31 protein-coding genes are annotated in these 25,638 nt (G+C 57.5%); 13 read left to right on the top strand and 18 right to left on the bottom strand.

The window, feature by feature from the left end:
• From INF68_RS02895 to citG, 8 genes are all read left to right on the top strand, one after another.
• Positions 1–944: 2-hydroxycarboxylate transporter family protein (locus tag INF68_RS02895; protein WP_227412768.1), on the top strand; the 944-nt coding region annotated here is incomplete at its 5' end.
• A gap of 17 nt (positions 945–961) precedes the next feature.
• Positions 962–1,825: a fumarylacetoacetate hydrolase family protein gene (locus INF68_RS02890; RefSeq protein WP_032660021.1), complete on the top strand. Its 864-nt coding sequence runs from the start codon at positions 962–964 to the stop codon at positions 1,823–1,825.
• 10 nt (positions 1,826–1,835) lie between these two features.
• Complete coding sequence (citC, locus tag INF68_RS02885) at positions 1,836–2,858, top strand: [citrate (pro-3S)-lyase] ligase (protein WP_126785795.1); 1,023 nt, start codon at positions 1,836–1,838, stop codon at positions 2,856–2,858.
• Positions 2,859–2,874: 16 nt separating this feature from the next.
• A complete protein-coding gene (gene citD / locus INF68_RS02880; protein ID WP_008499773.1) occupies positions 2,875–3,168 on the top strand; it encodes a citrate lyase acyl carrier protein in 294 nt (97 codons plus the stop codon).
• A complete protein-coding gene (gene citE / locus INF68_RS02875; RefSeq protein ID WP_126785796.1) occupies positions 3,165–4,040 on the top strand; it encodes a citrate (pro-3S)-lyase subunit beta in 876 nt (291 codons plus the stop codon). The genes citD and citE overlap by 4 nt, the downstream gene beginning before the upstream one ends.
• A gap of 10 nt (positions 4,041–4,050) precedes the next feature.
• The gene (gene citF / locus INF68_RS02870; RefSeq protein ID WP_126785797.1) at positions 4,051–5,568 is read left to right on the top strand and encodes a citrate lyase subunit alpha; all 1,518 of its coding nucleotides are present in this window, start codon (positions 4,051–4,053) and stop codon (positions 5,566–5,568) included.
• A 2-nt stretch (positions 5,569–5,570) separates the two neighbouring features.
• Positions 5,571–6,110 carry a citrate lyase holo-[acyl-carrier protein] synthase gene (gene citX, locus INF68_RS02865; RefSeq protein ID WP_047060414.1) on the top strand — a complete coding sequence of 180 codons (540 nt, stop codon included), beginning with the start codon at positions 5,571–5,573 and terminating at the stop codon, positions 6,108–6,110.
• Positions 6,088–6,891 (top strand): triphosphoribosyl-dephospho-CoA synthase CitG, encoded by an 804-nt coding sequence (citG, locus tag INF68_RS02860; RefSeq protein ID WP_126785798.1) that lies wholly within the window; start codon positions 6,088–6,090, stop codon positions 6,889–6,891. The genes citX and citG overlap by 23 nt, the downstream gene beginning before the upstream one ends.
• Positions 6,892–6,970: 79 nt before the next feature.
• On the opposite strand, the gene INF68_RS02855 is transcribed toward citG, so the two are convergent.
• The 4 genes from INF68_RS02855 to mutY form a co-directional block, all read right to left on the bottom strand.
• Positions 6,971–8,227: a nucleoside permease gene (locus INF68_RS02855; RefSeq protein ID WP_059347691.1), complete on the bottom strand. Its 1,257-nt coding sequence runs from the start codon at positions 8,225–8,227 to the stop codon at positions 6,971–6,973.
• Between the two features lie 271 nt (positions 8,228–8,498).
• Entirely contained in the window at positions 8,499–9,575 is a 1,077-nt protein-coding gene (mltC, locus tag INF68_RS02850) for a membrane-bound lytic murein transglycosylase MltC (RefSeq protein ID WP_109844588.1), read from the bottom strand.
• 56 nt (positions 9,576–9,631) lie between these two features.
• Entirely contained in the window at positions 9,632–9,904 is a 273-nt protein-coding gene (locus INF68_RS02845) for an oxidative damage protection protein (RefSeq protein WP_023309138.1), read from the bottom strand.
• 26 nt (positions 9,905–9,930) lie between these two features.
• Positions 9,931–10,983, bottom strand: a complete 1,053-nt coding sequence (gene mutY, locus INF68_RS02840; protein ID WP_185874176.1) for an A/G-specific adenine glycosylase — start codon at positions 10,981–10,983, stop codon at positions 9,931–9,933.
• A 144-nt stretch (positions 10,984–11,127) separates the two neighbouring features.
• Here mutY and trmB point away from each other — a divergent pair, with 144 nt between their 5' ends.
• Genes trmB through INF68_RS02825 form a run of 3 tightly spaced genes read left to right on the top strand, consistent with a single transcriptional unit; the run spans position 11,128 to position 12,946 of the window.
• Positions 11,128–11,847, top strand: a complete 720-nt coding sequence (gene trmB, locus INF68_RS02835) for a tRNA (guanosine(46)-N7)-methyltransferase TrmB (RefSeq protein ID WP_033146613.1) — start codon at positions 11,128–11,130, stop codon at positions 11,845–11,847.
• A complete protein-coding gene (locus INF68_RS02830; protein ID WP_023333354.1) occupies positions 11,847–12,173 on the top strand; it encodes a YggL family protein in 327 nt (108 codons plus the stop codon). The genes trmB and INF68_RS02830 overlap by 1 nt, the downstream gene beginning before the upstream one ends.
• Before the next feature lie 56 nt (positions 12,174–12,229).
• Positions 12,230–12,946, top strand: a complete 717-nt coding sequence (locus INF68_RS02825; protein ID WP_126785800.1) for a DUF2884 domain-containing protein — start codon at positions 12,230–12,232, stop codon at positions 12,944–12,946.
• Between the two features lie 82 nt (positions 12,947–13,028).
• On the opposite strand, the gene INF68_RS02820 is transcribed toward INF68_RS02825, so the two are convergent.
• The 6 genes from INF68_RS02820 to INF68_RS02795 all read right to left on the bottom strand — a co-directional run bounded on the left by INF68_RS02820 (position 13,029) and on the right by INF68_RS02795 (position 16,745).
• Positions 13,029–13,367 carry an endonuclease domain-containing protein gene (locus INF68_RS02820; RefSeq protein WP_109844590.1) on the bottom strand — a complete coding sequence of 113 codons (339 nt, stop codon included), beginning with the start codon at positions 13,365–13,367 and terminating at the stop codon, positions 13,029–13,031.
• A 63-nt stretch (positions 13,368–13,430) separates the two neighbouring features.
• Positions 13,431–14,573: a radical SAM family heme chaperone HemW gene (hemW, locus tag INF68_RS02815; RefSeq protein ID WP_126785801.1), complete on the bottom strand. Its 1,143-nt coding sequence runs from the start codon at positions 14,571–14,573 to the stop codon at positions 13,431–13,433.
• Positions 14,566–15,159, bottom strand: a complete 594-nt coding sequence (locus INF68_RS02810; RefSeq protein WP_193525253.1) for an XTP/dITP diphosphatase — start codon at positions 15,157–15,159, stop codon at positions 14,566–14,568. Before INF68_RS02810 ends, hemW begins: the two co-directional genes overlap by 8 nt.
• Positions 15,160–15,162: 3 nt before the next feature.
• On the bottom strand, positions 15,163–15,459 hold the full coding sequence (yggU, locus tag INF68_RS02805; RefSeq protein ID WP_126785803.1) for a DUF167 family protein YggU: 297 nt from the start codon (positions 15,457–15,459) through the stop codon (positions 15,163–15,165).
• Positions 15,456–16,022, bottom strand: coding sequence for a YggT family protein (locus tag INF68_RS02800; RefSeq protein ID WP_023309130.1), 567 nt, complete (start codon positions 16,020–16,022; stop codon positions 15,456–15,458). The genes yggU and INF68_RS02800 overlap by 4 nt, the downstream gene beginning before the upstream one ends.
• A 21-nt stretch (positions 16,023–16,043) precedes the next feature.
• Positions 16,044–16,745 carry a YggS family pyridoxal phosphate-dependent enzyme gene (locus INF68_RS02795; RefSeq protein ID WP_045403918.1) on the bottom strand — a complete coding sequence of 234 codons (702 nt, stop codon included), beginning with the start codon at positions 16,743–16,745 and terminating at the stop codon, positions 16,044–16,046.
• 17 nt (positions 16,746–16,762) lie between these two features.
• On the opposite strand from INF68_RS02795, the gene INF68_RS02790 reads away from it, so the two are divergent.
• Positions 16,763–17,743, top strand: coding sequence for a type IV pilus twitching motility protein PilT (locus INF68_RS02790; RefSeq protein ID WP_047743817.1), 981 nt, complete (start codon positions 16,763–16,765; stop codon positions 17,741–17,743).
• Between the two features lie 10 nt (positions 17,744–17,753).
• On the opposite strand, the gene ruvX is transcribed toward INF68_RS02790, so the two are convergent.
• The 8 genes from ruvX to metK all read right to left on the bottom strand — a co-directional run bounded on the left by ruvX (position 17,754) and on the right by metK (position 24,838).
• Positions 17,754–18,170, bottom strand: a complete 417-nt coding sequence (ruvX, locus tag INF68_RS02785; protein ID WP_021242076.1) for a Holliday junction resolvase RuvX — start codon at positions 18,168–18,170, stop codon at positions 17,754–17,756.
• Positions 18,170–18,730 (bottom strand): YqgE/AlgH family protein, encoded by a 561-nt coding sequence (locus tag INF68_RS02780; protein ID WP_008499752.1) that lies wholly within the window; start codon positions 18,728–18,730, stop codon positions 18,170–18,172. Before INF68_RS02780 ends, ruvX begins: the two co-directional genes overlap by 1 nt.
• 87 nt (positions 18,731–18,817) lie before the next feature.
• Entirely contained in the window at positions 18,818–19,765 is a 948-nt protein-coding gene (gshB, locus tag INF68_RS02775) for a glutathione synthase (RefSeq protein WP_029739222.1), read from the bottom strand.
• Between the two features lie 19 nt (positions 19,766–19,784).
• Complete coding sequence (gene rsmE / locus INF68_RS02770) at positions 19,785–20,516, bottom strand: 16S rRNA (uracil(1498)-N(3))-methyltransferase (protein WP_126785804.1); 732 nt, start codon at positions 20,514–20,516, stop codon at positions 19,785–19,787.
• 51 nt (positions 20,517–20,567) lie between these two features.
• Positions 20,568–21,275 (bottom strand): deoxyribonuclease I, encoded by a 708-nt coding sequence (gene endA, locus INF68_RS02765; protein WP_109844596.1) that lies wholly within the window; start codon positions 21,273–21,275, stop codon positions 20,568–20,570.
• A gap of 94 nt (positions 21,276–21,369) precedes the next feature.
• Complete coding sequence (locus INF68_RS02760; protein ID WP_109844597.1) at positions 21,370–21,867, bottom strand: SprT family zinc-dependent metalloprotease; 498 nt, start codon at positions 21,865–21,867, stop codon at positions 21,370–21,372.
• 58 nt (positions 21,868–21,925) lie between these two features.
• Positions 21,926–23,323 (bottom strand): galactose/proton symporter, encoded by a 1,398-nt coding sequence (gene galP / locus INF68_RS02755; protein WP_023309123.1) that lies wholly within the window; start codon positions 23,321–23,323, stop codon positions 21,926–21,928.
• Positions 23,324–23,683: 360 nt separating this feature from the next.
• Positions 23,684–24,838 (bottom strand): methionine adenosyltransferase, encoded by a 1,155-nt coding sequence (metK, locus tag INF68_RS02750; RefSeq protein ID WP_010435443.1) that lies wholly within the window; start codon positions 24,836–24,838, stop codon positions 23,684–23,686.
• Positions 24,839–25,501: 663 nt separating this feature from the next.
• On the opposite strand from metK, the gene yqgB reads away from it, so the two are divergent.
• Positions 25,502–25,633 carry an acid stress response protein YqgB gene (yqgB, locus tag INF68_RS23460; RefSeq protein WP_148110268.1) on the top strand — a complete coding sequence of 44 codons (132 nt, stop codon included), beginning with the start codon at positions 25,502–25,504 and terminating at the stop codon, positions 25,631–25,633.
• Positions 25,634–25,638: the final 5 nt, after the last annotated feature.

Below are 25,638 nucleotides of genomic sequence, written 5' to 3'. Positions count from 1 at the left end.
TCATGAGCATGAACCGCACGGTGCTGATTCAGGGCTTCCTGCGCATCTTCTTCCCGATGCTGTGCGGCGAAATCGTCGGCATGCTGGTGGGGATGGGCGTCGGCCTGGCGCTGGGTCTTGAGCCGTTCCAGATCTTCTTCTTTATCATTCTGCCGATTATGGCGGGCGGCGTCGGGGAAGGGGCGATCCCGCTTTCCATCGGCTATGCCACCCTGCTGCACATGGACCAGGGCGTTGCGCTCGGTCGCGTGCTGCCGATGGTCATGCTCGGCGGTCTGACGGCAATCATCATCTCCGGCTGCCTGAACCAGCTCGGTAAACGCTTCCCGCACCTGACCGGTGAAGGCCAGCTGATGCCTAACCGCGCGAATGCCGATGCAACGGTCTCTCAGCCTGCGTTTTCCGGCAAAGCGGACGTCACCACTATCGCCTCCGGCGCGCTGCTGGCGGTGCTGCTCTACATGCTGGGCATGCTCGGCCACAAGCTGATTGGCCTGCCCGCACCGGTCGGCATGCTGTTTATGGCGGTACTGGTGAAGCTCTGCAACGGCGCCTCTCCGCGCCTGCTCGAAGGCTCTCAGGTGGTGTACAAATTCTTCCAGACCTCCGTGACCTACCCAATCCTCTTCGCCGTCGGCGTGGCTATCACCCCGTGGCATGAACTGGTGGCGGCGTTCACCGTCAGCAACCTGCTGGTGATTGTCAGCACCGTTTCCGCACTGGTGGCGACCGGCTTCTTCGTCGGCAAAAAGATTGGTATGCATCCGATTGATGTCGCCATCGTCTCCTGCTGCCAGAGCGGCCAGGGCGGTACCGGCGACGTGGCGATCCTGACCGCAGGCAACCGCATGAGCCTGATGCCGTTCGCCCAGATTGCTACCCGTATCGGCGGGGCGATTAACGTCTCTGTCTCACTGCTGATTCTGGGCAACTTCCTCGTTTAAGTTTTCAGGAAAGAACAATGAAACTCGCAAGCTTTTTATACCAGGGAAAACGCAGCTACGGCATCGTCCAGGCCGACGGCGTGATTGATTTAGGCCGCCGTCTCGGCGACCGCTACAGCGACCTCAAGGCGCTGCTGCAGGGCAACGGGCTGGCGCAGGCCACCCGCTACCTGAACGATGCCGTGGACGTGCCGCTGAGCGCCATCACCTTCTTACCGGTGATTGAGCAGCCGGAAAAGATCCTCTGCGTGGGCATGAACTATGCCGACAAGCGCAAGGAGTTTGACCAGCATAATCCGGCCCCGACGCTGTTTGTCCGCTTCCCGGATTCACAGACCGGCCACAACGAGCCGGTGCTGAAGCCGCGCCACTCCAGCGAATTCGACTATGAAGGCGAGCTGGCGGTGATCATCGGCAAAGGCGGGGAGAACATCAGCCGCGACGATGCCCTGCGCCACGTGGCGGGCTACAGCTGCTACATGGACGGCTCCGCCCGCGACTGGCAGCACACCTGGTTCACCGCCGGTAAAAACTGGCGCAAAACCGGCGCGTTTGGGCCGTGGATGGCGACGGCGGATGAGATCCCGGATCCGCACCAGCTTGCGATCCGCACCTGGCTGAACGGCCGCATGGTGCAGGAAGACAACACCAGCAGCATGATCCACAAGGTTGCGGAGCTGATCGAGTACATCAGCACCTTTACCCGCTTAAGCCCGGGCGACGTGATCATCACCGGATCTCCGGGCGGGGTGGGTAAAAAACGCAATCCGCCGCTGTTTATGAAGGAAGGGGATCGCATTGAGGTGGAGATCGAGCATATCGGTCATCTGAGCAACGTGATCGTGGAAGCGCCAGCCGTCGGGCTTGCGGCAGCACACTGAGTAAGGCGGCATGAACAGTCAACCCATCGATTTTCGCCACACGCTGGTGGCGAAACATCCGGAACGCTTAAGCCAGATCCGCTACCTGCTGGCAGACAGCGGCCTTGGCCTGGACAACGACATCACGCTGTTTGTCGAAGCCTGGTCCGGCCCGCAGCTGGTGGGTTGCGCAGGGCTTGCCGCCAACGTCATCAAATGCGTGGCGGTCAACGAGCAGCTTCGCGGCGAGAACCTCAGCGCGCGGCTGCTGGCAGAGGTGGAAAATGCGGCGCTGGAGTGCGGCCATTTTCATCTCTTCCTCTGCACCCGCCCATGCAACCGGGAGCGCTTTGCCCGCAGCGGCTTCTGGCCGATCGCCCAGAGCGGGAACAACGCGGTGCTGATGGAGAACACCCCGCAGGGGATCGAACGCTACTGCCGTTCCCTGCGCGCGAAGCGCAGGTGCGGGGAGAACATTGGCGCAATAGTGATGAACGCCAATCCGTTCACCCTCGGCCACCGCCATCTGGTGGAGCAGGCGGCGCAGCGGTGTGACGCCCTGCACCTGTTCGTGGTGCGCGAAGACGCCTCGTTCTTCCCGTTCAGCGCGCGGCTCGAGATGGTGCGCGCGGGCGTGGCGCATCTGCCGAACGTGGTAGTGCATGAAGGCTCGCAGTACATCATCTCCCGCGCCACATTCCCGGCCTACTTCCTGAAGGAGACCGGCAAAGTGCAGCAGGCGTGGAGCGAGATCGACGTGCTGATCTTCCGGGACTTCATTGCCCCGGCGCTCGGCATCACGCACCGCTTCATCGGCTCGGAGCCGTTTTGCGATATCACCCGCCAGTACAACCAGACGCTGCACGACCTGCTGGCCTCGCATATCGAGGTGGTGGAAATGCCGCGCATCAAGGCCACCGGCAACGCTATTTCAGCGTCCGAAGTGCGCCGCTTACTGAAGACACAGCAGTTTTCCCGGATCCGGGAGATTGTCCCGGACTCCACCTTCGCGCATCTCGAAACGCATTACCGTGCGAGTGCGGAAGTCGCTTAACTACCAGGAATTTATCATGAAAATTGTAAGGGAGGCGCTGGCCGGAACGCAGGAGTCCAGCGACCTGATGGTGAAAATCGCTCCCGCTCACGGCGAGCTGGAGATAGTCATCCACAGTGAAGTGATTAAGCAGTTTGGCGAACAAATTCGCCAGGTGGTCAACGACACGTTGCGCGCCATGAACGTGCACCAGGGATTAATTATTATTGAAGACAAAGGGGCGCTGGACTGTGTTATCCGCGCTCGCCTGCAAAGCGCGCTGATGCGTGCCGCCGATGAACAGGCCATCAACTGGGGGGCGCTGAAATGAGCAAACTCCGCCGCAGCATGCTGTTCCTGCCGGGCGCTAATGCCGCCATGCTCTCCACCGCCTTTATCTACCGTCCCGACTCCATCATGTTTGACCTTGAGGACGCCGTTGCCCTGCGCGAGAAGGATACCGCGCGCATGCTGGTGTTCCATGCCCTGCAGCATCCGATGTATCACGATATCGAAACCGTGGTGCGCATTAACCCGCTGAGCACGCCGTTTGGCCTGCTGGATCTGGAAGCCGCCGTGCGGGCCGGCGTGGACGTGATCCGCCTGCCGAAAACCGACACGCCGGACGATATCTACGAGCTGGAAGGCCACCTCGAGCGCATCGAGCAGGAGTGCGGCCGCGAGGTCGGCTCCACCCGCGTGATGGCGGCGATTGAATCGGCCATTGGCGTCATCAACGCCGTGGCGATTGCCCGCAGCTCTGTGCGCCTCATCGGGATTGCGCTGGCCGCCTTTGACTACGTGATGGACATGCAGACCGAGCGCGGCGACGGCACCGAGCTGTTCTACGCCCGCTGCGCCGTGCTGCACGCCGCCCGCGCGGCGGGCATCGACGCCTTCGACGTGGTGTGGTCAGACGTTAACGACGAGGCCGGGTTCCTGCGCGAGGTCGATTTGATCCGCAAGATGGGCTTTAACGGCAAATCGCTGATTAACCCGCGCCAGATTGACCTGCTGCACAACGCCTACGCCCCGACGCAGGAAGAGGTCGATCACGCCAAAAGGGTAATTGAAGCAGCAGAAGAGGGCGAGCGTAACGGCCTGGGCGTGGTATCGCTCAACGGCAAAATGGTGGATGCACCGATTATTAACCACGCGCAGGTGGTGCTGGAGCGCGCGGCGGCCTCCGGCGTGCGTCGGTAAGGATGAAATAATGAATCAGACTGAACTTCTTCACGTGAATTTTCCCCATCTGCGGGACTTAAAACCCTTTGATACCGCCCACAGCGCCACGCCGTGGCTGGCGGACAGCGACGCGAAGCACAGCCGCAAGCTCTGCGCCTCTGTTGAAGAGGCGGTTAAGCGCTGCGGCCTGCAGGACGGCATGACCATCTCCTTCCACCACGCGTTTCGCGAAGGCGACCGGGTGATCAACACCGTCGTGGCGCTGCTGGCGCGAATGGGCTTCAAAAACCTGACGCTGGCCTCCAGTTCGCTGATGACCTGCAACGACGCGCTGATCGAGCATATCGAAAGCGGCGTCATCACCCGGATTTACACCTCGGGCATGCGCGGCAGGCTGGCGGATGCCATCTCCCACGGGCTGATGGACGAGCCGGTGCAAATCCACTCCCACGGTGGGCGCGTGAAGCTGCTGCAGGACGGCGAGCTGAATATTGACGTGGCGTTTCTCGGCGTGCCGTGCAGCGATGAGTTTGGCAACGCCAACGGGACGCACGGCAAATCGTGCTGCGGCTCCCTGGGCTACGCCATGGTGGACGCCCACTTTGCCCGCAAGGTAGTGCTGCTGACCGAAGAACTGGTGCCGTTTCCGAATATGCCCGCCAGCCTTGTGCAGGATCAGGTGGACTACATCGTGCAGGTTGAAAGCGTGGGCGACCCGGCGAAAATCAGCGTCGGCGCGGCGCGCGTCACCAGCAACCCGCGCGAGCTAATGATCGCCCGCTATGCGGCGGACGTGATTGAGCATTCCGGCTATTTCAAACCGGGCTTCTCGATGCAGACCGGCTCCGGCGCGGCGGCCACGGCCTGCACCCGCTTTATGGAAGAGAAGATGGAGCGCAGCGGCGTGAAGGCGCGCTTTGCGCTCGGCGGCATCACCGGCAGCCTGGTGGATCTGCACGAGAAGGGGCTGATCGAAAAGCTGCTCGATACCCAGTGCTTTGACGGTCAGGCGGCGGCTTCGCTGGCGCGCAACCCGAACCACGTGGAGATCTCCACCAACGTCTACGCCAACCCCGGCAGCAAGGCGGCAAGCTGCGACCAGCTCGACGTGGTGATCCTCAGCGCGCTGGAAATCGACGTCGATTTCAACGTCAACGTGATCACCGGCTCCGATGGGGTGATGCGCGGCGCGTCCGGCGGGCACTGCGACGTGGCCGCCGCGGCAAACCTGACCATCGTCGTCGCGCCACTGTTGCGCAGCCGCATTCCAACGGTCGTGAAGCGGGTTACCACGCGCCTCACGCCGGGCGAAAGCATCGATGTGCTTGTCACCGACCACGGCATTGCGGTCAACCCGGCCCGCCCGGAGATCCGCGAGCGGCTGCTGGAAGCCGGGCTCAAAGTTGTGGATATCAGCGCGCTTTACGAGCGAGCGATTTCCCTGACGGGCGTACCGAAACCGATTGAATTTACCGACAAAATCGTCGGGGTGATCCGCTACCGCGACGGCAGCGTGATCGACACCGTGCGACAGGTAAAGGAGTAGTTATGACAATAGCGACACCCGTGCGGGCGGGTGTCAGCCTGGATGAACTGCTGGCGGCGAAAGAGCGCCGCGCGGCGCGCCAGGCTGACATGCTTGAGCACTATCAACAACCGGTGATTTCCCTCACGCTGGTCACGCCAGGGGAAATCAAAGACAGCCTGCGCTATCGCAATACTATGGGCGTGGCGCTGCAAATGTGCGACCAGTTGCTGTGGGAAAACCGCTGGCAGGTGCTGGACCGTCAGGTGCTGTGGCTCCCGACCGGGCCAGAAGCCCTGTGGTGCGTGGCCCATCCCGCGGTGGAAATCAAAGCGCACTGCGCGGAGCTGGAGCAGACGCACCCGCTTGGCAGGCTGTGGGATCTGGACGTGATCTGCCCTCAGCACGGCCACGTCGGGCGTCAGTCGCTGGGCGCAAATTTAAGGCGTTGTCTGATCTGCGACGAGCCCGCTCACGCCTGTTCCCGTTCGCGCAATCACCCCGTTGAGCAGGTGGTTTCCCGCGTGGAGAAGACGATCGATGACTGGTTTGCTCGCGACTAAACCGCGCCCGGCTGACGTGCCCGCGCTTGCCGAGGCGGCGCTGTGGCAGGAGCTGGAGCTGACGCCCAAGCCGGGGCTGGTGGACAAGCTCAATAACGGTTCCCATCGCGATATGGACCACGGGCTGTTCGTCCGCAGCATTGCGGCGATTACGCCGTGGTTTTCGCGCTTTGCCGAGCTCGGTAACGCGCATGCGGATAAACCCGCTGATGCACAGCTTCGGATGATCCGCCCGATGGGGATGGCCTGCGAGCAGGCGATGTACGCCGCGACGAACGGAGTGAACACCCACAAGGGCGGGATTTTTGCCCTGGGTTTACTGTGTTTCGCCGCCGGACGTGTGAAAAATATCTCCGCAGACAGCCTCTGCTGTGAGGTGAGTAACATCTGCAGCGGGCTGGTGTCGCGGGAACTAGCCGCGCGCAGCGGGCAGGCGACGGCGGGCGAGCGGCAGTTTCAGCAGTACGGCTTAACCGGGGCGCGCGGCGAGGCTGAGAGCGGCTTTGCGACGGTCCGTAAGGCGCTGGCGCAGTGGAACGGACATTCACTTCACGGCCTGCTGTTACGCCTGATGGCGGTTAATCAGGACAGTAATCTGGTTTCACGCGGCGGCATGGAAGGGCTGCGCTACGTTCAGGGCTACGCGCGGGAACTGCTGGCTAACGGCTGGGACCGCGAGGCGTTGTTTAAGATGGATAACGCACTGATTGAACGGAACCTGAGCCCGGGCGGTAGCGCGGATTTGCTGTCGGTGGGTTGGGTGCTGTCTGGAATAAAATAGCCGGGTGGCGGCTTCGCCTTACCCGGCCTGCGGTCTTGTTTTGTAGGCCCGGTAAGCGCAGCGCCACCGGGCACAACAATCAATGCGCGATCGGCTGCGCACCGTGCGGCTCGCGCACGTGCTTGTACTTGAACAGCGCGATGAACGCGAAGAACAGCACCAGCGAGTACGCCGCGAAGATCAGCCACACAGGCTGCCAGTTGGTAATGCCGTTGGTGGTGTACATCTCAACCACTTTACCGCTCACCACGCCGCCCAGAATACAGCCGAAGCCGTTGGTCATCATCAGGAACATACCCTGCGCGCTGGCGCGGATTTCAGGCTTCACCTCTTTTTCAACAAACACCGAACCAGAGATGTTGAAGAAGTCGAAGGCGCAGCCGTAAACGATCATCGACAGCACCAGCAGCACGGTTCCGAACGCGCTCGGGTCACCGTAGGCGAACAGGCCGAAGCGCAACATCCATGCGGCGATACTGATCAGCATGACGTTTTTGATGCCGTAGCGGCTCAGGAAGAACGGGATGGTCAGGATGAACAGCGTCTCAGAGATCTGAGAGATGGACATCATCACCGACGCATGTTCAACGATAAAGCTGCCGGAGAACAGCGGGTTGTTATCGAAGCTGTGCAGGAAGGTGTTGCCGAACATGTTGGTGATCTGCAGCTCTGCGCCCAGCAGCATAGAGAAGATAAAGAAGATCGCCATGCGTTTGTTTTTAAACAGCGCGAACGCGTCCAGGCCGAGCATGGTGCTCCAGCTCTGGTTTTTCTGCTGGTTAGAAACCGGAATGGTTGGCAGCGTCAGGGTGAAGATCGCCAGCACCACGGAGAGCGCCGCACCGATATAGAGCTGCATATGGCTCAGTTCGAAGCCCGCGAAGCTCACGCCCCACATCGCCATGATAAAGCCGATGGTGCCCCAGATACGGATTGGCGGGAAATCGGTCACGATATCCATATCCGCGGACTTCAGGCGGTAGTAGGAGATGGTGTTGATCAGGCCAAGCGTTGGCATATAGGCCAGCGAGTTAAGCAGGATCACCATGAACATTGCCCCCGGCGTGGTCACCTGGGCTGCCATAAACAGCGTCCCCGCGCCCACCAGATGGCAAAGCATGTACAGCCATTTGGCGCTTAGCCATTTATCCGCCACGATGCCCAGCAGCGTTGGCATGAAGACAGCCGCAATACCGAGCGAGCTGTAGACGGCACCGATTGACGCACCATCAAACTTGAGCGTCACAAACATATAGGAGCCGAGTGTAGTCAGCCAGCTACCCCACAGGCAGAACTGCAGAAACGACAAAATTTTAAGCTGCAGCTTAAGGTTCATGTTACTTTCCTCACAAGTGAGCGGGAGATATGTTGTTTTGGGAACATTCAGGGTTGTTATTTGATGCAATTCTATCAGTTGGCAACGATATGTTTTGTTACCTCCCGCAAAAAAATGCAATCCACATTAATTTGCAGTTTGGATTGTGATGCAAATAACATTTTCGTATGGGTGGTGTTGGACAGGTGCGGCCTGATGCCTCACCCTGACCCTCTCCCACAGGGAGAGGGGAAAAAGAACACCTTCTCCCAGAGGGGAGAAGGTGTGCCGATCACCGGCGACGGTAGTTCTTCTGCGCCGTATTCACCTTATACAAATAGCGACGGGATTCCGCAGACGGGTGGCGGGTGGTGAGGGTAGAGTAGACATCCCCCGGCGCCATGCTGTTGATGATGTTCGCGGCCTGCACTTTGTCATTTGAGAAGACGCGCAGCACGCTGCCCGCGCCGCCGTTATAGGCGGTGATCACCGCATAGCGGCGCGACGTTGGGTTATCAATTCCGCCCAGGTAGACATTGTTCAGCATCGCCAGATAGGCCGTGCCGGTATCAATGTTGCTCTGCGGGTCGAACAGATAGCTGCGGCTCGGCGTGCCGGATTTACCCTGCGCGCGGAAGACGTCTTTACCGGCGCTGTGCTGCACAACCTGCATCAGCCCCAGGGCATCGGAACGGCTTACCGCATACGGGTTAAACGAGGATTCGGTCTGCATAATCGCCAGGATCAGCGACTCATCCACGCCGTATTTACGCGAGGCCTGACGCACCATGCCCAGATACTTATGCGCACGCTTGTCGAGGTGGTTCGGGACGAGGTTGATGGTGACGCTGTAGATAATCTTCAGACCGTTAGAGCGGCTTTTCAGGCGCGTTTGCAGCAGGTAGTCGGCAAATTTCGTGGCGCGACCTTCCCAGCGGATCGGCTGACCGGTCTGATCGACAACCTGGCCGTACAGGAACGGCTCTTTCGAGATCGTGATATCGTCGGCATCGGAGTAGAGATCGATAGATCCCGGATCGTCACCCATCAGCAGGGTTTTGACGATCGCCTGACGCAGTCTTGCCGCAGGGTCGGTGCCTGCGATGGTTTCAACCGTGATCGTACCCTCATCAAAGTTGATGTGGCTTCGGGTCTGATAGGCGTCGGTGTACTTAACGTAGTCCTTAGGTCCGGCAATAAGAACTTCGTTAAATCCCCATATGTTCTCGATGTTGTGGGCAAACTGCCCCATCAAAATGTCAAAACCGTTGGTGTCCTTGATCCAGGCTTCGTTGTAATCTTCGCCTTTTTTTGACGAACACGAGACAAGCAACGGCGCAACAAGGGCTAGCGCTAAAAGTTTTTTCATCATTCCGGGAGTGCGTGTTGTGTTTGCTTTAACGGCGGGGTTTCCCCCGCACGCTGTTATTTTTCCGGTGGCGTATAGCCTTCGATGTGCACGTCTTTACCTTCGAACAGGAAGCTCACCATCTCCTGCTCCAGCAGCTTGCGGTGTTCCGGGTTCATCATGCTGAGTTTTTTCTCGTTGATCAGCATGGTCTGCTTTTTCTGCCACTGTCCCCAGGCTTCTTTGGAAATTTCATTGTAGATGCGTTTACCCAGGTCGCCCGGATAAAGCTGGAAATCCTGGCCTTCAGCGTCACGCTGCAGGAAAGTACAAAAAATCGTTCTGGCCATACTCATTCCTCTTTTTCTTGTCGATGCTAAACCATTGCACCGGCACGTAATTGCTGTAACAGGCGCTCCACGGGAGCCGCCAGTCCGACTGATGGCGGTTGCGCTAAGTTATACCAGAGAGCGGTGCCTTCATCCATGCACGAGGCAAATGACGACACGGGAAGCCACATGGGTACAATATCCAGGTGGAAATGGCTGAACGTATGGCGAAACGCGGTCAACTGCGTCAGGTTATCGGCAGCAATCCCGCGCTGTTTAAGCCATTCACGCAGCAAATCTTCATCTTCAAACTGTGGGAAGCAGTATAGACCACCCCACAGACCGCTCGGTGGACGCTGGGCGAGGAAGACCTCGTCGCCGTGCTGCATCAGCAGCATATAGCCGGTGCGCTCCGGCAGCGTCTGTTTGGGTTTCTTACCCGGATATTGCGCCCATGAATGGTTGGCATACGCCACGCAGAGATTATTCACCGGGCAGAGTTCGCATTTTGGTTTTGAGCGCGTACAGACCATCGCGCCGAGATCCATCATCGCTTGGTTGAAACGCTCGACGCCGTTGGCCGGGGTGACCGCTTCACTTATTTCCCAAAGGCGTTTCTCAACATCCTTCTTCCCCGGCCAGCCGTCGACGGCGTAGCAGCGTGCCAGCACGCGCTTCACGTTGCCGTCGAGGATCGGGAAATGCTTGCCTAAAGACAGGGAGAGAATGGCGCCTGCGGTTGAACGTCCGACGCCGGGGAGATCGGCCACCTCATCGAAGGTTTCCGGAAATTTCCCGTTGTGGTGCATGGCAACCTGCTGTGCGGCCTTGTGAAGGTTACGCGCGCGGGCGTAATAGCCAAGACCGGTCCACAGGTGCAGGACCTCGTCCAGCGGCGCGTTGGCCAGATCGGTCACCGTCGGGAAGCGCGCCATAAAACGCTCGAAGTAAGGTATAACCGTGGCGACCTGCGTTTGTTGCAACATCACCTCGGAGAGCCATACTTTGTAAGGCGTTTTTTCAATTTGCCAGGGCAGGGTTTTACGCCCGTATTTGTCGTACCAGTCCAGCACCTGGGCTGAAAATTGAGAGGCTTGCATGGTCATCGATTCGCATAATCAGGGACGCAGATTGCAGCACAGCGTCAATCTGCTGTAAACCGGATCTTTCCCATGCTTGCATAGAAGCCTTAACTTTGGATAATGCCCGTTTCCCGAACATTCTCACAAGCAGACAACTCTTTTATGAAAAACGACGTCATTTCACCGGAATTTGATGAAAACGGTCGCCCGCTGCGCCGTATTCGCAGCTTTGTCCGCCGTCAGGGTCGCCTGACAAAAGGGCAGCAACATGCGCTGGACAACTACTGGCCGGTGATGGGCGTTGAGTTCAGCGAGCAGCCTCTGGACTTTACTGAACTGTTTGGCCGCGAAGCACCCGTCACGCTGGAGATCGGGTTTGGTATGGGCACCTCGCTGGTGGCCATGGCGAAAGCTCGTCCGGAGCAGAACTTCCTCGGTATCGAAGTCCACTCCCCGGGCGTGGGCGCATGCCTGGCAACGGCCCATGAAGAGGGCGTTGAGAACCTGCGCGTAATGTGTCACGACGCGGTGGAAGTGCTGCATAAAATGATTCCTGACAATTCTTTAACCATGGTTCAGCTCTTTTTCCCTGACCCGTGGCACAAAGCACGTCATAATAAACGCCGTATCGTTCAGGCGCCGTTTGCCGAGCTGGTGAAAAGTAAGCTGAAGCTGGGCGGTGTCTTCCATATGGCGACCGACTGGGAACCGTATGCGGAACATATGCTGGAAGTGATGTCGTCGCTGGACGGGTATAAAAACCAGTCTGAGAGCAACGACTATGTACCGCGTCCGGAATCGCGTCCGGTAACGAAATTTGAACAGCGTGGCCATCGTCTTGGTCACGGTGTATGGGACTTAATGTTCGAGAGGGTGAAATAATGGCAAAGAATCGTAGCCGTCGTCTGCGTAAAAAGATGCACATCGAAGAATTCCAGGAAGTGGGCTTCTCCGTTGCGTGGCGTTTCCCGGAAGGCACCAGTGTAGAGCAGATCGATCGGGACGTTGACGCGTTCATCAATGACGTGATTGAGCCAAACAAGCTGGCCTTCGACGGTAGCGGCTACCTGGCCTGGGAAGGTCTGATCTGCACCCAGGAAGTGGGTAAATGCACTGAAGAACATCAGGCCCTGGTACGTAAATGGCTTGAAGACCATAAGCTCGAAGATGTCCGCGTCAGCGAACTTTTCGACGTTTGGTGGGACTAATAAAGCAGTAAGGGGCCAGCATTAGCTGGCCCATTTTGTCTGAGGGAGTGTTTAAGATGCGCAAAACGTTGCTGGCTGTTGCTTTGATGGCAACCGGATTCACCGCCCATGCGGATTATCAATGTAGTGTCACCCCGCGTGATGACGTGGTGTTAAGCCCGCAAACCGTGCAGGTCAAAGGCGAGAACGGCAATCTGGTGATTACGCCGGATGGTAACGTGACGTTTAACGGCAAGCCGCAAAGCCTGACTGCCGCGCAGCGCGAGCAGGCGAAGGATTACCAGGCTGAGCTGCGTACCGCACTGCCGTGGATCAACGACGGCGCGCTGACCCGCGTTGAGAAAAGCCGCGTCGCGCTGGATAAGATCATTACTAAAGAAGTGGGTGAGAGCAGCAACATGCGCACCCGCCTGACGAAGCTCGATAAGCAGCTTAAAGAGCAGATGAACCGCATTATCGAGACGCGCACCGACGGCCTGACGTTCCACTACAAGGCGATCGATCAGGTCCGCGCTGACGGGCAGCAGCTGGTGAATCAGGCGATGGGCGGCATCCTGCAGGACAGCATCAACGAAATGGGGGCGAAAGCCGTGCTGAAAGGCGGCGGTAACCCGCTGCAGGGCGTGCTGGGCAGCCTGGGCGGCTTGCAGACCTCCATTCAGAACGAGTGGAAGAACCAGGAAGATGATTTCCAGCAGTTCGGCAAAGACGTGTGTAAACGCGTGGTGTCGCTGGAAGATAGCCGGAAGGCGCTGGTGGGGACGCTTAAGTAAGATCTCTGCGCGCTGGGCCCCTCATCCCGGCCCTCTCCCCATGGGAGAGGGTGTAATCGTTCCCTCTCCCTGTGGGAGAGGGTTAGGGTGAGGGCATCAGGCATTGCAGTCGTTGCAGAATAGCTATCAACACCTCCTCCTCATTAGCCCTGAATTCGTTATTCCAGAACCGTAAGACTTCCCATCCGTTCGCATTCAAAAACTCGGTACGTCGTGAATCATACTTCTCTTTGTTCTGATGCTGACCCCCGTCCAGCTCAACGATCAGCTTCGCCTTAAAGCAGGCGAAATCCACGATGTACGGACCAATAGGCATCTGCCGACGAAACTTATACCCAAAGAAGCGACTACCCCTGAGCAAATACCAGAGGCGTAATTCTTCGGGCGTCATTTGTTTGCGGAGTTGTTTTGATTTTTCCATCCCCACACTCTGCCAGCCTTTTCCTCAGCCGGCAGAGCGGGATGCAAAATCCTGAATCAGCCTTCAGGATTCTTCGGCGAGGAACAGCTCAAGAAGGGAGTTTAAGAACAGCTTGCCGTGCTCGGTGATCTGCCAGTATTCCTCACTCTCGGTGAGATACCCCTGGGCCAGCGCTTCGTCGATCTGCGGGCGAATCACCGACTCCGGCAGCCCGGTGTAACGCGCAAATTCCGCGCGCGGCGCGGCTTCCAGCAGACGGAAGCGGTTCATAAAGAACTCAAACGGCTTATCCGCCGCCTCAACGTCGTGCTGACGCTCCAGGTAGCGGCCTTCCATGTATCCGCGCGGGTGGCGGGTTTTGGCGGTGCGCAGAATGCGCCCGTCCGGGAAGGTCACTTTGCCGTGCGCGCCGCAGCCAATTCCCAGATAGTCGCCAAAGCGCCAGTAGTTCAGGTTGTGCTGGCACTGATAGCCCGGCTTCGCATACGCGGACGTTTCATACTGCTGATAGCCCGCAGCGGTTAGAAGCCTGTGTCCCTGCTCGAAGATATCCCACAGCGCGTCGTCGTCCGGCAGCACCGGCGGGCGGGAACCGAACAGCGTGTTTGGCTCGATGGTGAGCTGATACCACGACAGGTGCGGCGGGTTCAGTTCGATCGCCTGGCGCAGGTCGTCCAGCGCCTCTTCCAGCGACTGATCCGGCAGGCCGTGCATCAAATCCAGGTTAAAGCTGCGAAGGCCCAGCCCGCTCGCCAGGTTGGCCGCGCGCTTCGCCTCTTCCGGGCCGTGAATGCGCCCCAGACGTTTTAGCTTCGGTTCGCTAAAGCTCTGCACGCCGATGGAGATGCGGTTCACGCCCGCGCGCTGATACTCGACGAAACGGTCGGCCTCAACGGTGCCGGGGTTGGCTTCCATCGTAATTTCCGCATCCGCCGCCAGGTTCAGGCGCGCACGCACCCCGTCCAGCAGCGTCTGCATTGCCGGGCCGGACAGCAGGCTCGGCGTACCGCCACCAATGAAAATGGTCTTAACTTCACGTCCCTGTGCGTAAGCGACATCGGCGTCCAGGTCGGCCAGCAGATGCGCAACGTAGTCATCGTGCGGCACTTCGCCCTTCAGCGCGTGCGAGTTGAAATCGCAGTACGGGCATTTCTGCACGCACCACGGGATGTGAATATACAGACTCAGAGGCGGCAAATTAGCCATTACGCAGTGCTTCCAGTAACAGTTTCAGCGCGCGTCCACGGTGGGAAATCGCGCTTTTCTCTTCGCGGGTCAGTTCCGCAGCGGTTTTGCCCTCGGTCGGGACAAAGAAAATCGGGTCGTAGCCAAAGCCGCCGTTGCCAGCCGCTTCACGGGTAATCACGCCCGGCCAGCTGCCGTGGCAGACGATCGGCGTCGGGTCTTCCGCGTGGCGTATATAGACCAGCACGCAGTGGAACTGCGCGGTGCGCTGTTCGTCCGGTACGTCTTTCAGGGCGACAAGCAGCTTTTCCAGATTCTGCTGGTCGGTGGCGTCAACGCCGGAATAGCGCGCAGAGTAAATCCCCGGTGCACCGCCGAGAAAATCCACGGCCAGGCCGGAGTCGTCGGCAATCGCGGGCAGGCCGGTAATCTGCGCTGCGTGACGCGCTTTCAGGATCGCGTTTTCGATAAACGTCAGCCCCGTCTCTTCGGCGGACTCCACGCCAAGATCGGTCTGGGCGACCACGTCCAGCCCAAAATCATTTAATAGCGAGGCCAGCTCGCGCACTTTACCGGCGTTGCCGGTCGCGAGAACAACTTTCTGCATGGTTTAGTCCTGTTCTTTCAGAACCGCGACTTCCGTCGGGATAGATTGCGGATTAAGGATTTTTACCTGTTTATGTCGCCCAAGTTCACCTTTTTCAATGATGACCTGGCTTTTGGCGACGCGAAACTGTTTTGCCAGATATTTGGTCAGATGCGCGTTCGCCTGGCCGTCAACCGGCGGGGCGGTGATGGCGATTTTTAACTCGTCGCCATGCAGCCCGACAATACCGTCACGGCTGGCTTTTGGCTGAATGTACAGCCGCAAAACCAGCCCGTCAGCGCAGGTGCTTACGGCACTCATAGCGCCATCCACAGCCCCGGCAGCAGCATATCGCCCGTGGACTGTAACAACTCAGCGATCCCCATATTAACCACGTACAGCAGCAGAACCAGGATCATCGGCGAGAAATCAATACCGCCCATCGAAGGCAGCAGGTTGCGAATCGGACGCAGCAGCGGCTCGGCCAGTTGGATCAGCGCATATTCTACCGGACTACGGCCCTGGCTTACCCAGCTCATGATGGCCATGACCAGCAGCACCCAGAAAATCAGCAGGCCGATGGTTTTGATTAAAATCAGGACCGCAGCAATCCAGATAATCGGCTGGAAGGTGATGACCATAAACAGCACAATCGCTTTGATAACGCTCAGAATAAACGCCACCAGCAGAGACGAACTGTCGATGGGACCCATCGCCGGGATAATACGACGCAGCGGTCCGACAACAGGCTGCGTGATTTTCACGACAAACTGCGAGAACGGATTGTAAAAATCACAGCGGGCCCACTGCATCCAGACGCGCAGCAAAAGCGCCATCGTATACAGCTCAAGCACAGTTGAGAGCAGGAAAGTCAACGTCTTCATGGCGTTCCTCAGGTTTCCTTATTATTTTGAGTAGTCGCGCGCACCGAAAATTGCCGTGCCGATGCGCACCATAGTGCTGCCTGCCGCGATGGCGGCTTCCATATCATCCGACATGCCCAGAGAAAGCGTGTCTACCGTGTTATAGCGCGCTTTAAGCGCCTCAAATGCTACAGCCATTTGCTGTGCCACGGCAAACTGCCTTTCATAACTTGACTCAGGCGCAGGAATTGCCATCAGCCCGCGCAGGGTTAAGCGTGGCAGTTCGGCCACCTCGGCGGCCAGCGCATCCAGCTCGCTCAGCGCAATGCCGGACTTGCTGTTTTCGTCGCTGATGTTGACCTGAATAAGCACATTAAGCGCTGGCATTTCTGCCGGACGCTGGTCATTCAGGCGGGTAGCAATACGCAGGCGATCGATGGTGTGGCACCAGTCGAAGTGTTCTGCCACCAGACGGCTTTTGTTCGACTGCAGGGGGCCAATAAAGTGCCACTGCAGATCCGTATTCCCCTGTTCCTGGAAGTAGCGAATTTTATCCACGCCTTCCTGAACGTAGTTTTCACCAAACGCCCGCTGGCCTGCGTCAATAGCTTCTGCGATGGCGCTCGCAGGCTTGGTTTTGCTGACTGCAAGCAGCGTAATTTCTTCTGAAGCCCGGCCGCAGCGCGCTGCGGCGGCTGAGATTTTGTCCCGGACCTGTGCCAGGTTATGCGCAATGTCGTTCATTTTCCGAGGAGTAGTCTATGGATGTGGAAGAAATTGTGGCCCTTAGTGTAAAGCATAACGTCTCCGATCTACACCTGTGCAGTGATTCGCCACCGCGCTGGCGCAGATTAGGTCGGCTTGAGCCTGCGCCCTTTCCGCCTCCCGATGTCGGGGCGTTATTGAAAGCGTGGCTCAACGATGAGCAGCAGGGGATATGGTGGGCAAAGGGGCAGGTGGATTTTGCCGCGACGGTAACGGGAGGCCAGAGGCTGCGCGGCAGTGCCTTTAAGCAGATGAGAGGTGTCTCTGTGACGCTGCGGCTGCTGCCGCGTAGCTGCCCACAGCTCTCTTCGCTGGGCGCGCCGCGGGCAATCCCGGAACTGTTGTCCAATGACGCCGGGCTGATTCTGGTCACGGGGGCGACCGGCAGCGGCAAATCCACTACGCTGGCGGCGATGGTCGATTTTCTCAACCACCATGCTGACGGCCATATCCTCACGCTTGAAGATCCGGTGGAGTTTATTTACCAGAGCGAACGTTGCCTGATCCAGCAGCGGGAGATAGGCCAGCACAGCCCGTCATTTGCTGAAGCGCTGCGCAGCGCCTTACGCCAGGATCCGGACGTTATTCTGCTGGGGGAGCTGCGCGACAGCGAAACGATCCGCCTGGCGCTGACGGCGGCGGAAACCGGACACCTGGTGCTGGCGACGCTGCATACGCGCGGGGCATCGCAGGCGATTGAACGGCTGGTCGATACGTTCCCGGCGCAGGAGAAAGATCCGGTGCGTAACCAGCTGGCCGGCAGCCTGCGGGCGGTGCTGGCGCAGAGGCTGCTTCCCGATCTACAGGGCGGGCGCGTCGCGTTGTATGAACTGCTGGTGAACACTGCGGCGGCGGCGAATTTGATTCGTGAAGGGAAAACGTGGCAACTGCCCGGGATCATTCAAACCGGTCAGCAGGCAGGCATGCAGAACTTTGACCAGAGCCTGGCGGAGAGACGGGCGCAGGGGCGGCTGTAGACCCCTGTGGTTAAAAGCCCTGTTCGAAATAACTTTCGAGGATGATTACTGCTGAAGCGGAGTCCACGCTGCCTTTGTTGAGCGCACGGAAGCCGCCGTGCTCAAACAGGCCGGCACGCGCTTCGACGGTGCTGAGACGCTCGTCGTGCAGCTTCACGGAGACGCCAAAGCGGCCATGGATTTTATTGGCGAACTTACGCGCCCGGGCGGTAAGCGGCTGTTCTGTGCCGTCCATGTTCAGCGGGAGCCCAACAATCACGTCATCCGGCTGCCACTCTTTGAGCAGACGCTCGATAAGATTCCAGTCTGGCGTGCCGTCATTGGCCTTCAGGGCCGTAAGCGGACGCGCGGTACCGGTGATGCGCTGACCCACGGCGACGCCGATGCTTTTGGTACCAAAATCGAAGGCCAGAAGCGTTCCGCTCATCAGGCGTGCCCCGCTACGCCAGGCATGGTCAGAATATCAATACCAATCAGCTTCGCCGCGTCGCGCCAGCGATCGGCTATCGGCGTTTTAAACAGGATATTCATGTCCGCAGGCGCGGTGAGCCAGGCGTTATCGAGGATCTCCTGCTCAAGCTGGCCTTTCTCCCACGACGAATAGCCCAGCGCCACCAGCACTTCAGAAGGCTGCTCTGCGGTGCCCAGCGTTTCGAGCACGTCACGCGAGGTCGTGATAACGGTGTTGTCGGAGATGCGAATGCTGGAAGAGAATACCGGCGGCGTATGCAGGATAAAACCGCGATCTTCTGCGAGAGGTCCACCCAGCATCACCGGTTTATCAAGCCGGATTTCCGGCAGTCGCGCTTCAGCCGGTATTTTCAGCTTGTCCAGAATTCCTTCAACCTGAAGATTTTCCAGTGGTTTATTGATGATAATACCCATCGCGCCGTCTTCATTGTATTCACAAATATAAACCACGGCGCGGCGAAAAATCGGGTCCTGGAGAGCAGGCATGGCAATAAGAAAGTGATGCTGTAAATTCATTGTCAGAGGTACTGTTTCCTGGTTTAAAAAGCGACAACGCCCAGTATGGGGACAAACACAGGCGCTGTCACTAATAGTATTGTTAGGTTATTTCTGTAAACGTTTTTCGATAGCGTCCATCAGCATTCCGGTGATCGAAATCGGGAATTCCGCTTCAATTTCACGAATGCAGGTCGGGCTGGTGACGTTCACTTCGGTCAGACGATCGCCGATGATATCCAGGCCAACGAAGATCAGGCCTTTGGCTTTCAGCGTCGGGCCAACGCGGCGGGCAATTTCCCAGTCGCTTTCGGTCAGCGGTCGCGGCTCACCGCGGCCACCGGCTGCCAGGTTCCCACGAGTTTCGCCACCCTGCGGGATACGCGCCAGGCAGTAAGGAACCGGTTCGCCATCTACCACCAGAACGCGCTTATCGCCGTCTTTAATCGCCGGAATATAGTTCTGCGCCATGCAGTAACGCGTGCCCAGTTCGGTCAGCGTTTCGGCAATCACGCCAATGTTCGGGTCGCTCTCCTTAACGCGGAAAATCGACGCGCCGCCCATGCCGTCCAGCGGCTTCATGATGATATCGCCGTGCTTCTGCCAGAATTCCTTCAGCTGCGCTTTGCTGCGGGTCACCAGGGTTTCCGGCGTCAGGTCAGAGAACCAGGCGGTGTAGAGCTTCTCGTTGCAGTCGCGCAGGCTCTGCGGCTTGTTGACGATCAGCGTGCCTTTCTCTTCTGCACGCTCAAGGATGTAGGTGCTGTAAATGTATTCGGTGTCGAACGGCGGATCTTTACGCATCAGGATGACGTTGAGATCGGCCAGGGCAATATCCTGCTCGGTGCCGAACTCGTACCATTTGTCGTAGTTCTGCTCGACGTTAACGATGCGGGTGCGGGCGCGAGCTTCACCGTTGATCAGGTAAAGATCGTTCATCTCCATATAGTGGAGTTCATAGCCGCGACGCTGGGCTTCCAGCAGCATGGCGAAGCTGGAATCTTTCTTGATGTTAATGTTTGCGATGGGGTCCATCACGATGCCGAGCTTGATCATGTTCTTCTCCGTTAATGCTTCAACCCAGATCGCCAAACCGTACCTGTAGCGCGGTAATGGCCGTGAGTGCCGTTGTCTCAGTGCGCAGAACGCGAGGTCCCAACAGAATATCAGTAAACTGGTAACGTGCCGTCATCGCAATTTCATCCGCCGACAGGCCGCCTTCGGGGCCAATCAGCAGGCGTACGCGCTCAACGGGCAGGGGCAGCGTATTGATGCTGGCGCTGGCGCGCGGATGAAGATTGAGCTTCAGCCCGCTCTCCTCTTCTGCACACCAGTCCTCCAGATCCATCGCCGGACGGATCTCCGGAATACGGTTGCGGCCACTCTGTTCGCAAGCCGCAATGGCAATTTTCTGCCACTGCTGGATCTTTTTGTTCAGACGTTCCGCATCCAGTTTAACGCCGCAGCGCTCAGAAAAAAGTGGCGTAATGAGGCTTACACCCAGTTCAATGGATTTCTGAATCGTGAATTCCATTTTCTCGCCGCGCGACATCACCTGGCCCAGATGGATGTGCAGCGGTGATTCCCGGTCATCCACTTCGCCACGCAGGATGTTAACGTGTACGCTTTTTTTATCAGACCGCGTGATTTCCGCGTCGAAAACCTGGTTCGAGCCGTCGAACAGCTGTATTGCCTGGCCTGCGCCCATGCGCAGCACGCGGCCAACGTGGTTGGCGGCGTCATCAGACAGGGCGATTTCGCAGCCTGCGGTAATCAGTTCAGGATGGTAAATGCGGGGAATGCGCATAGTCAGAAATTCCATGTGTCATGCGATATAAGCGAATTGCCGTAGTGTAGGTTAGCTCTTTTGCGCCTGGCAAGCCCGCTGGACGTAAGGGTTGTGATTCCCCTGGACTCTGGCGATACGTTCGTCGCGCTGGCATTCCCACTCCGTCACCGGGTACTGCTTGTCCCAGGCGTTGAACAGCTGCGTCTGCTGGCGGGAGAGGTTGAGGTTGTAACGGTCACGCATATAGAAGTAGGTGCGGGCAATGCTGCCGCGCGCTCGGGCAGGGGGCTCGGCGACTTTCTCTTTAAAATCAACCTTCATACCGCACTGGCCGTACTGGCCTTCGCCACCGTTCCACTGGCTGTACATGAAATTACCCCGGTCTCCGTTCACTTCACCTACGGCAGGCTGCAGGTTATGCATATCGCTTTCCATCTGGCGATAAACCGGATCTTTGGCGCAGTTTTTACGTCCGCCATCCTGCCAGCACTGGCGCTGGTGGCCAAACTGCCAGGCCGGAACGACATGTTCCCATTCAATGCGGCTGGCGCGGTTTTCGTTTTTACGCACCTTATAGCCGCAGGACTCAAGGTCAACGACCCCTTTTTTACCCTGCCAGTTAATTTTACAGCCGCAGTAGAAATCCCCCGGCACATCGGCGTTTACCTTCACGCCTGCTGCCTTGGCCTGGGAAAAACTGTTGATACCGTCGGCCAGAGCATGGCCTGAGAGCGCCGTCGTCAGAAAGGCGACCGCGAGAGAAAAATTACGGGACATCTTACACTCCGTGTCAAAACGAGCCCGCAACGTAACGAATGTTGTTCCCGTATGCAATCAGTCAGATCAGGAAAGTTCCTGAAAGTTCAGATGATTATTCCGCAATCAGCGGCTCGCCGCATTTGACGCAGCGGTAGGTCGCCTCGCCGCGCACCACGCGATTGTGGCGGCGGACGGTAAGCTGGTGCAGCTGACACTGGCAGCGGTAGGGGAAGGTATTGCGGCGCACCGATTCCAGCTCGAACTGATGGGTGCGGCGTGCCGGAACGCCGAGCACCGCTTCCATCATCCACTTCCACTCCTTGCCGTGGGGCGCGACGCGTCCGAAGTGTTTCCACACCAGCAGATGCGCCAGCTCGTGCGGTACCACTTCCTCGATAAACGCCTGCTGGTTTTCCATCATAAGCACCGGGTTAAGGCGGATCTCATACGGCTCGAGCCAGGCGGTACCCGCCGCGGTTCCGCGCTGCTGATAAACGATCTTAGGTTCAGGGTAATTGCGACCGAGCTTCAGGTTCGCCTGGGCGAGTTTTTCCCGCAGGCAGCGCATAACGGCTTGCTGAAGGGCGATGGGGAGACGGGGTGCTTTCATAGGGGCAGAGCATAAAGCGCGAAGCGGGGAGGCGCAAGAGGCGCCTCCCGCATGAGGATTAGTCGTGGGCGCCGATTTCGCGCAGCGGACGACCTTTCATCAGGTTACGTTCAATATGTTCCAGAGAAACGTGTTTGGTTTCAGGAACCAGCCAGATTGTCAGCACAATAAAGAAGATGTTCAGACCGGCGTAGACCCAGAAGGTGTTCGCGTTGCCCAGGGTATTGAGCATGGTCAGGAACGTTGCGCCGACGATCATGTTGGCAATCCAGTTGGTTGCGGTAGAGCAGGTGATACCAAAATCACGCCCTTTCAGCGGCTGGATCTCAGAGCACAGCACCCAAATCAGCGGGCCGGCGCTCATCGCAAACCCGACGATAAACATCAGCAGCATGCCGACCGCAAAGTACTGGGCGGTTGGTGAGTGAATGCCTACATGCATCATGGTACCGAGGACACCCATACCGGCAGCCATCACCAGGAAGCCCAGCGTCAGGGTTGGCTTACGTCCCCAGCGGTCCACCAGACCGATGGCGATAAAGGTCGCCAGCACGTTGGTCAGACCCACGATGACGGTCCCCCACATTTGTTCGGTGGTGTTGGTATAGCCCGCCAGCTCAAAAATTTTTGGCGCATAATACATGATGACGTTCATCCCGGTGAACTGCTGCATCACCTGAAGCAGCACGCCGAGGAACACCGCGCGGCGGAAGTTGCTGTTCTCTTTAAACAGCGCCCAACCGGACTGTTTGACCTTCAGGCTTTCGCGGATCTCTTCCAGCTCGTTTTTGGCCTCTGCGCTGGTATCGCGCAGGCGCATTAGTACGCGTTCGGCATCGTGGAATCGACGTTTGGCGGCGAACCAGCGCGGACTGTCCGGCAGGAAGAAGACGCCAATCAGCAGCAGAATGGCCGGGATGATGATCACGCCGAGCATCCAGCGCCATGCGCCGCTGTAGCTAAACGCGGTATCGGAAAGGTACGCGCCCAAAATACCGATGGTGATCATGAGCTGGTACATCGAAATCATACTGCCGCGGATTTTCTCCGGTGCGATTTCAGACAGGTAAAGCGGGGCGGTATAGGACGCCACGCCCACGGCCAGGCCGAGCAGCACGCGGGAAACCAGCAGGACCTCAACGTTAGGCGCAGCGGCAGAGAAGAGTGAACCGGCAACGAACAGGATCGCGCCGATCATCAGGCTCTTTTTACGCCCGAGTTTGAAAGAGAGCCAGCCGCTGCCGACGGCCCCGACGGCCGCGCCAAACATCATAGAGCTGACCACCCACTCCTGGGTGTGAGCGCTGATCTGGAACTCGTCAGTGATGAAAGGTAATGCACCGGCAATGACGCCGATATCCAGGCCAAAAAGTAATCCTGCCAGGGCGGCGAGGAAACAGACGAAGAATGTCATCGCCTTGTTGGACGTACGCCCCTGTTTTTTATTGTCAGGCATTATGCCCTCCAGTTGGGTTATCAGTTTTATTGATGTAAAGGGTAGGTGAGTGACCCGTAAAAATATGTGAGATTAATCACATAGGTGTAATCGGTTACACTAACGTACAACCGTAAAAATAATTAAAGCTTTGAAAATATAGAGGTAAACGAGGTGATATGCATCGCGAAAGTACACATTTCAGACTTAACTGAAAGGAGATGTAACAGCAGAAGAAAGGCGATCATGCAAAGAGAATATTCTGAAAGCGAGACGCATCCGGTGCGGTGTAATCGGTACCATATGTGCACCTTTTCGGCGCCACCCGACAAAAAAAGGCCAGCCCGAAGGCTGGCCTTTTATTACGCAGATGTCAGTCGATTACTTCAGACCGGCAGCTTCACGCAGCAGGGCGGCTTTGTCGGTTTTTTCCCATGGGAAATGTTCACGACCAAAGTGACCGTATGCAGCGGTTTCTTTGTAGATTGGGTGCAGCAGATCCAGCATCTGAATCAGGCCGTATGGACGCAGGTCGAAGAACTCGCGCACCAGCAGCGTCAGCTGTTCTGAAGGCACTTTCTCGGTACCAAAGGTTTCAACCATGATGGAGGTTGGCTCAGCTACGCCGATCGCGTAGGAAACCTGGATCTCACAGCGGTCAGCCAGGCCGGCGGCAACGATGTTTTTCGCCACATAACGCGCCGCGTACGCCGCAGAACGGTCAACTTTAGACGGATCTTTACCTGAGAACGCACCGCCACCGTGGCGCGCCATGCCGCCGTAGGTATCAACGATGATTTTACGACCGGTCAGACCGCAGTCACCCATTGGGCCACCGATAACGAAGCGTCCGGTTGGGTTGATGAAGAATTTGGTCGCAGAGCTCAGCCATTCGGTCGGCAGAACCGGCTTGATGATCTCTTCCATCACTGCTTCCTGCAGGGATTTCTGATCGATATCTTCTGAGTGCTGTGTAGACAGAACCACCGCGTCAATCCCAACGATTTTGCCGTCGTCATACTGGAAGGTGACCTGGCTTTTCGCATCCGGGCGCAGCCATGGCAGGGTGCCATTTTTACGCACTTCAGCCTGACGCTGCACCAGACGGTGTGCGTAGGTGACAGGTGCTGGCATCAGCACGTCGGTTTCGTTGGTTGCATAGCCGAACATCAGGCCCTGGTCGCCCGCGCCCTGTTCCAGCGGATCGGCACGGTCAACGCCCTGGTTGATGTCTGGAGACTGTTTGCCAATCGCGCTCAGAACCGCGCAGGAGTTGGCATCAAAGCCCATATCAGAATGCACATAGCCGATCTCACGCACCGTGTTACGGGTGATCTCTTCGATATCAACCCATGCGCTGGTGGTGATCTCACCGCCAACCAGAACCATGCCGGTTTTGACATAGGTTTCGCACGCTACGCGCGCTTTAGGATCCTGCGCCAGGATCGCATCCAGCACCGCATCGGAGATTTGGTCAGCAATTTTATCAGGATGTCCTTCTGATACGGACTCGGACGTAAACAGGTGTTTTGCCATGTTTTATTTCACCTAAGAGGAATTTGGTTAGCTCAAGCTGCTGTGTGGAATAGCCAAAGGAGATAATTCTACCAAGGCCTGCAGGTTTTTGACACTGGCAGTATGAGTGTTAATCAGTATAGATGGATTAACATCTGGATGGCTATTTTAGGTCACTTCTTCGCCCGATTTCCAGTTTTTTTTGACTAACCTCTCACTCAGTTGAAATTACGGCTGGCAATAATTCCTGACGGCCCCGGCAACACGCACATTTATCTTTTGCTTTTTACCCCTGTTCTCGGTATAAAACGCGGCGCGCGGCTCATATAAAATAAGCGCTCGATGAAATCATCGTGTCGCCACTTCCAGCCGGGTTAAGCAGTGAACTTTTAGCTTTGGCTTGTGGTCCGTTTCAGCAGAGGCGGCCGTGGAGGTGATACGAGATAATGAACCATCGTTTTCCGCACATTCAGCGCAGCCGTTCTGGCGCGTATTTGATTCCCGCAACCCGCATTTCTAGTCTGCAAACCTGCCGATGTTATACCCATCTCGGCGCTTCTCAGGATTCCAGGGCCGGTCACGCTTTGTGAAAACTGAACAAGGGCGCTCTTGTTAATACAAGAGTTTTCTCGTGGTTTCGCCGAACCTTGTCATACAGAGTTCGGATACGTGTTTTACAATGATATGAATAAGAAACCGGTCGCACGGTCTGGTTTTCAGCATACTCTGCTGGGAAACAGAGCCGTTTATGGGTTGTTATCGCCGTATAACGCTGCGATAGTAGTCAACTGTTTTACACTTATTACAAAGAGTTGAGGTTC

It is taken from the genome of Enterobacter cloacae complex sp. P16RS2 (genome assembly GCF_014982155.1).
Lineage (GTDB): Bacteria > Pseudomonadota > Gammaproteobacteria > Enterobacterales > Enterobacteriaceae > Enterobacter > Enterobacter cloacae_M.
This window is presented reverse-complemented; position numbering and strand designations above follow the sequence as displayed.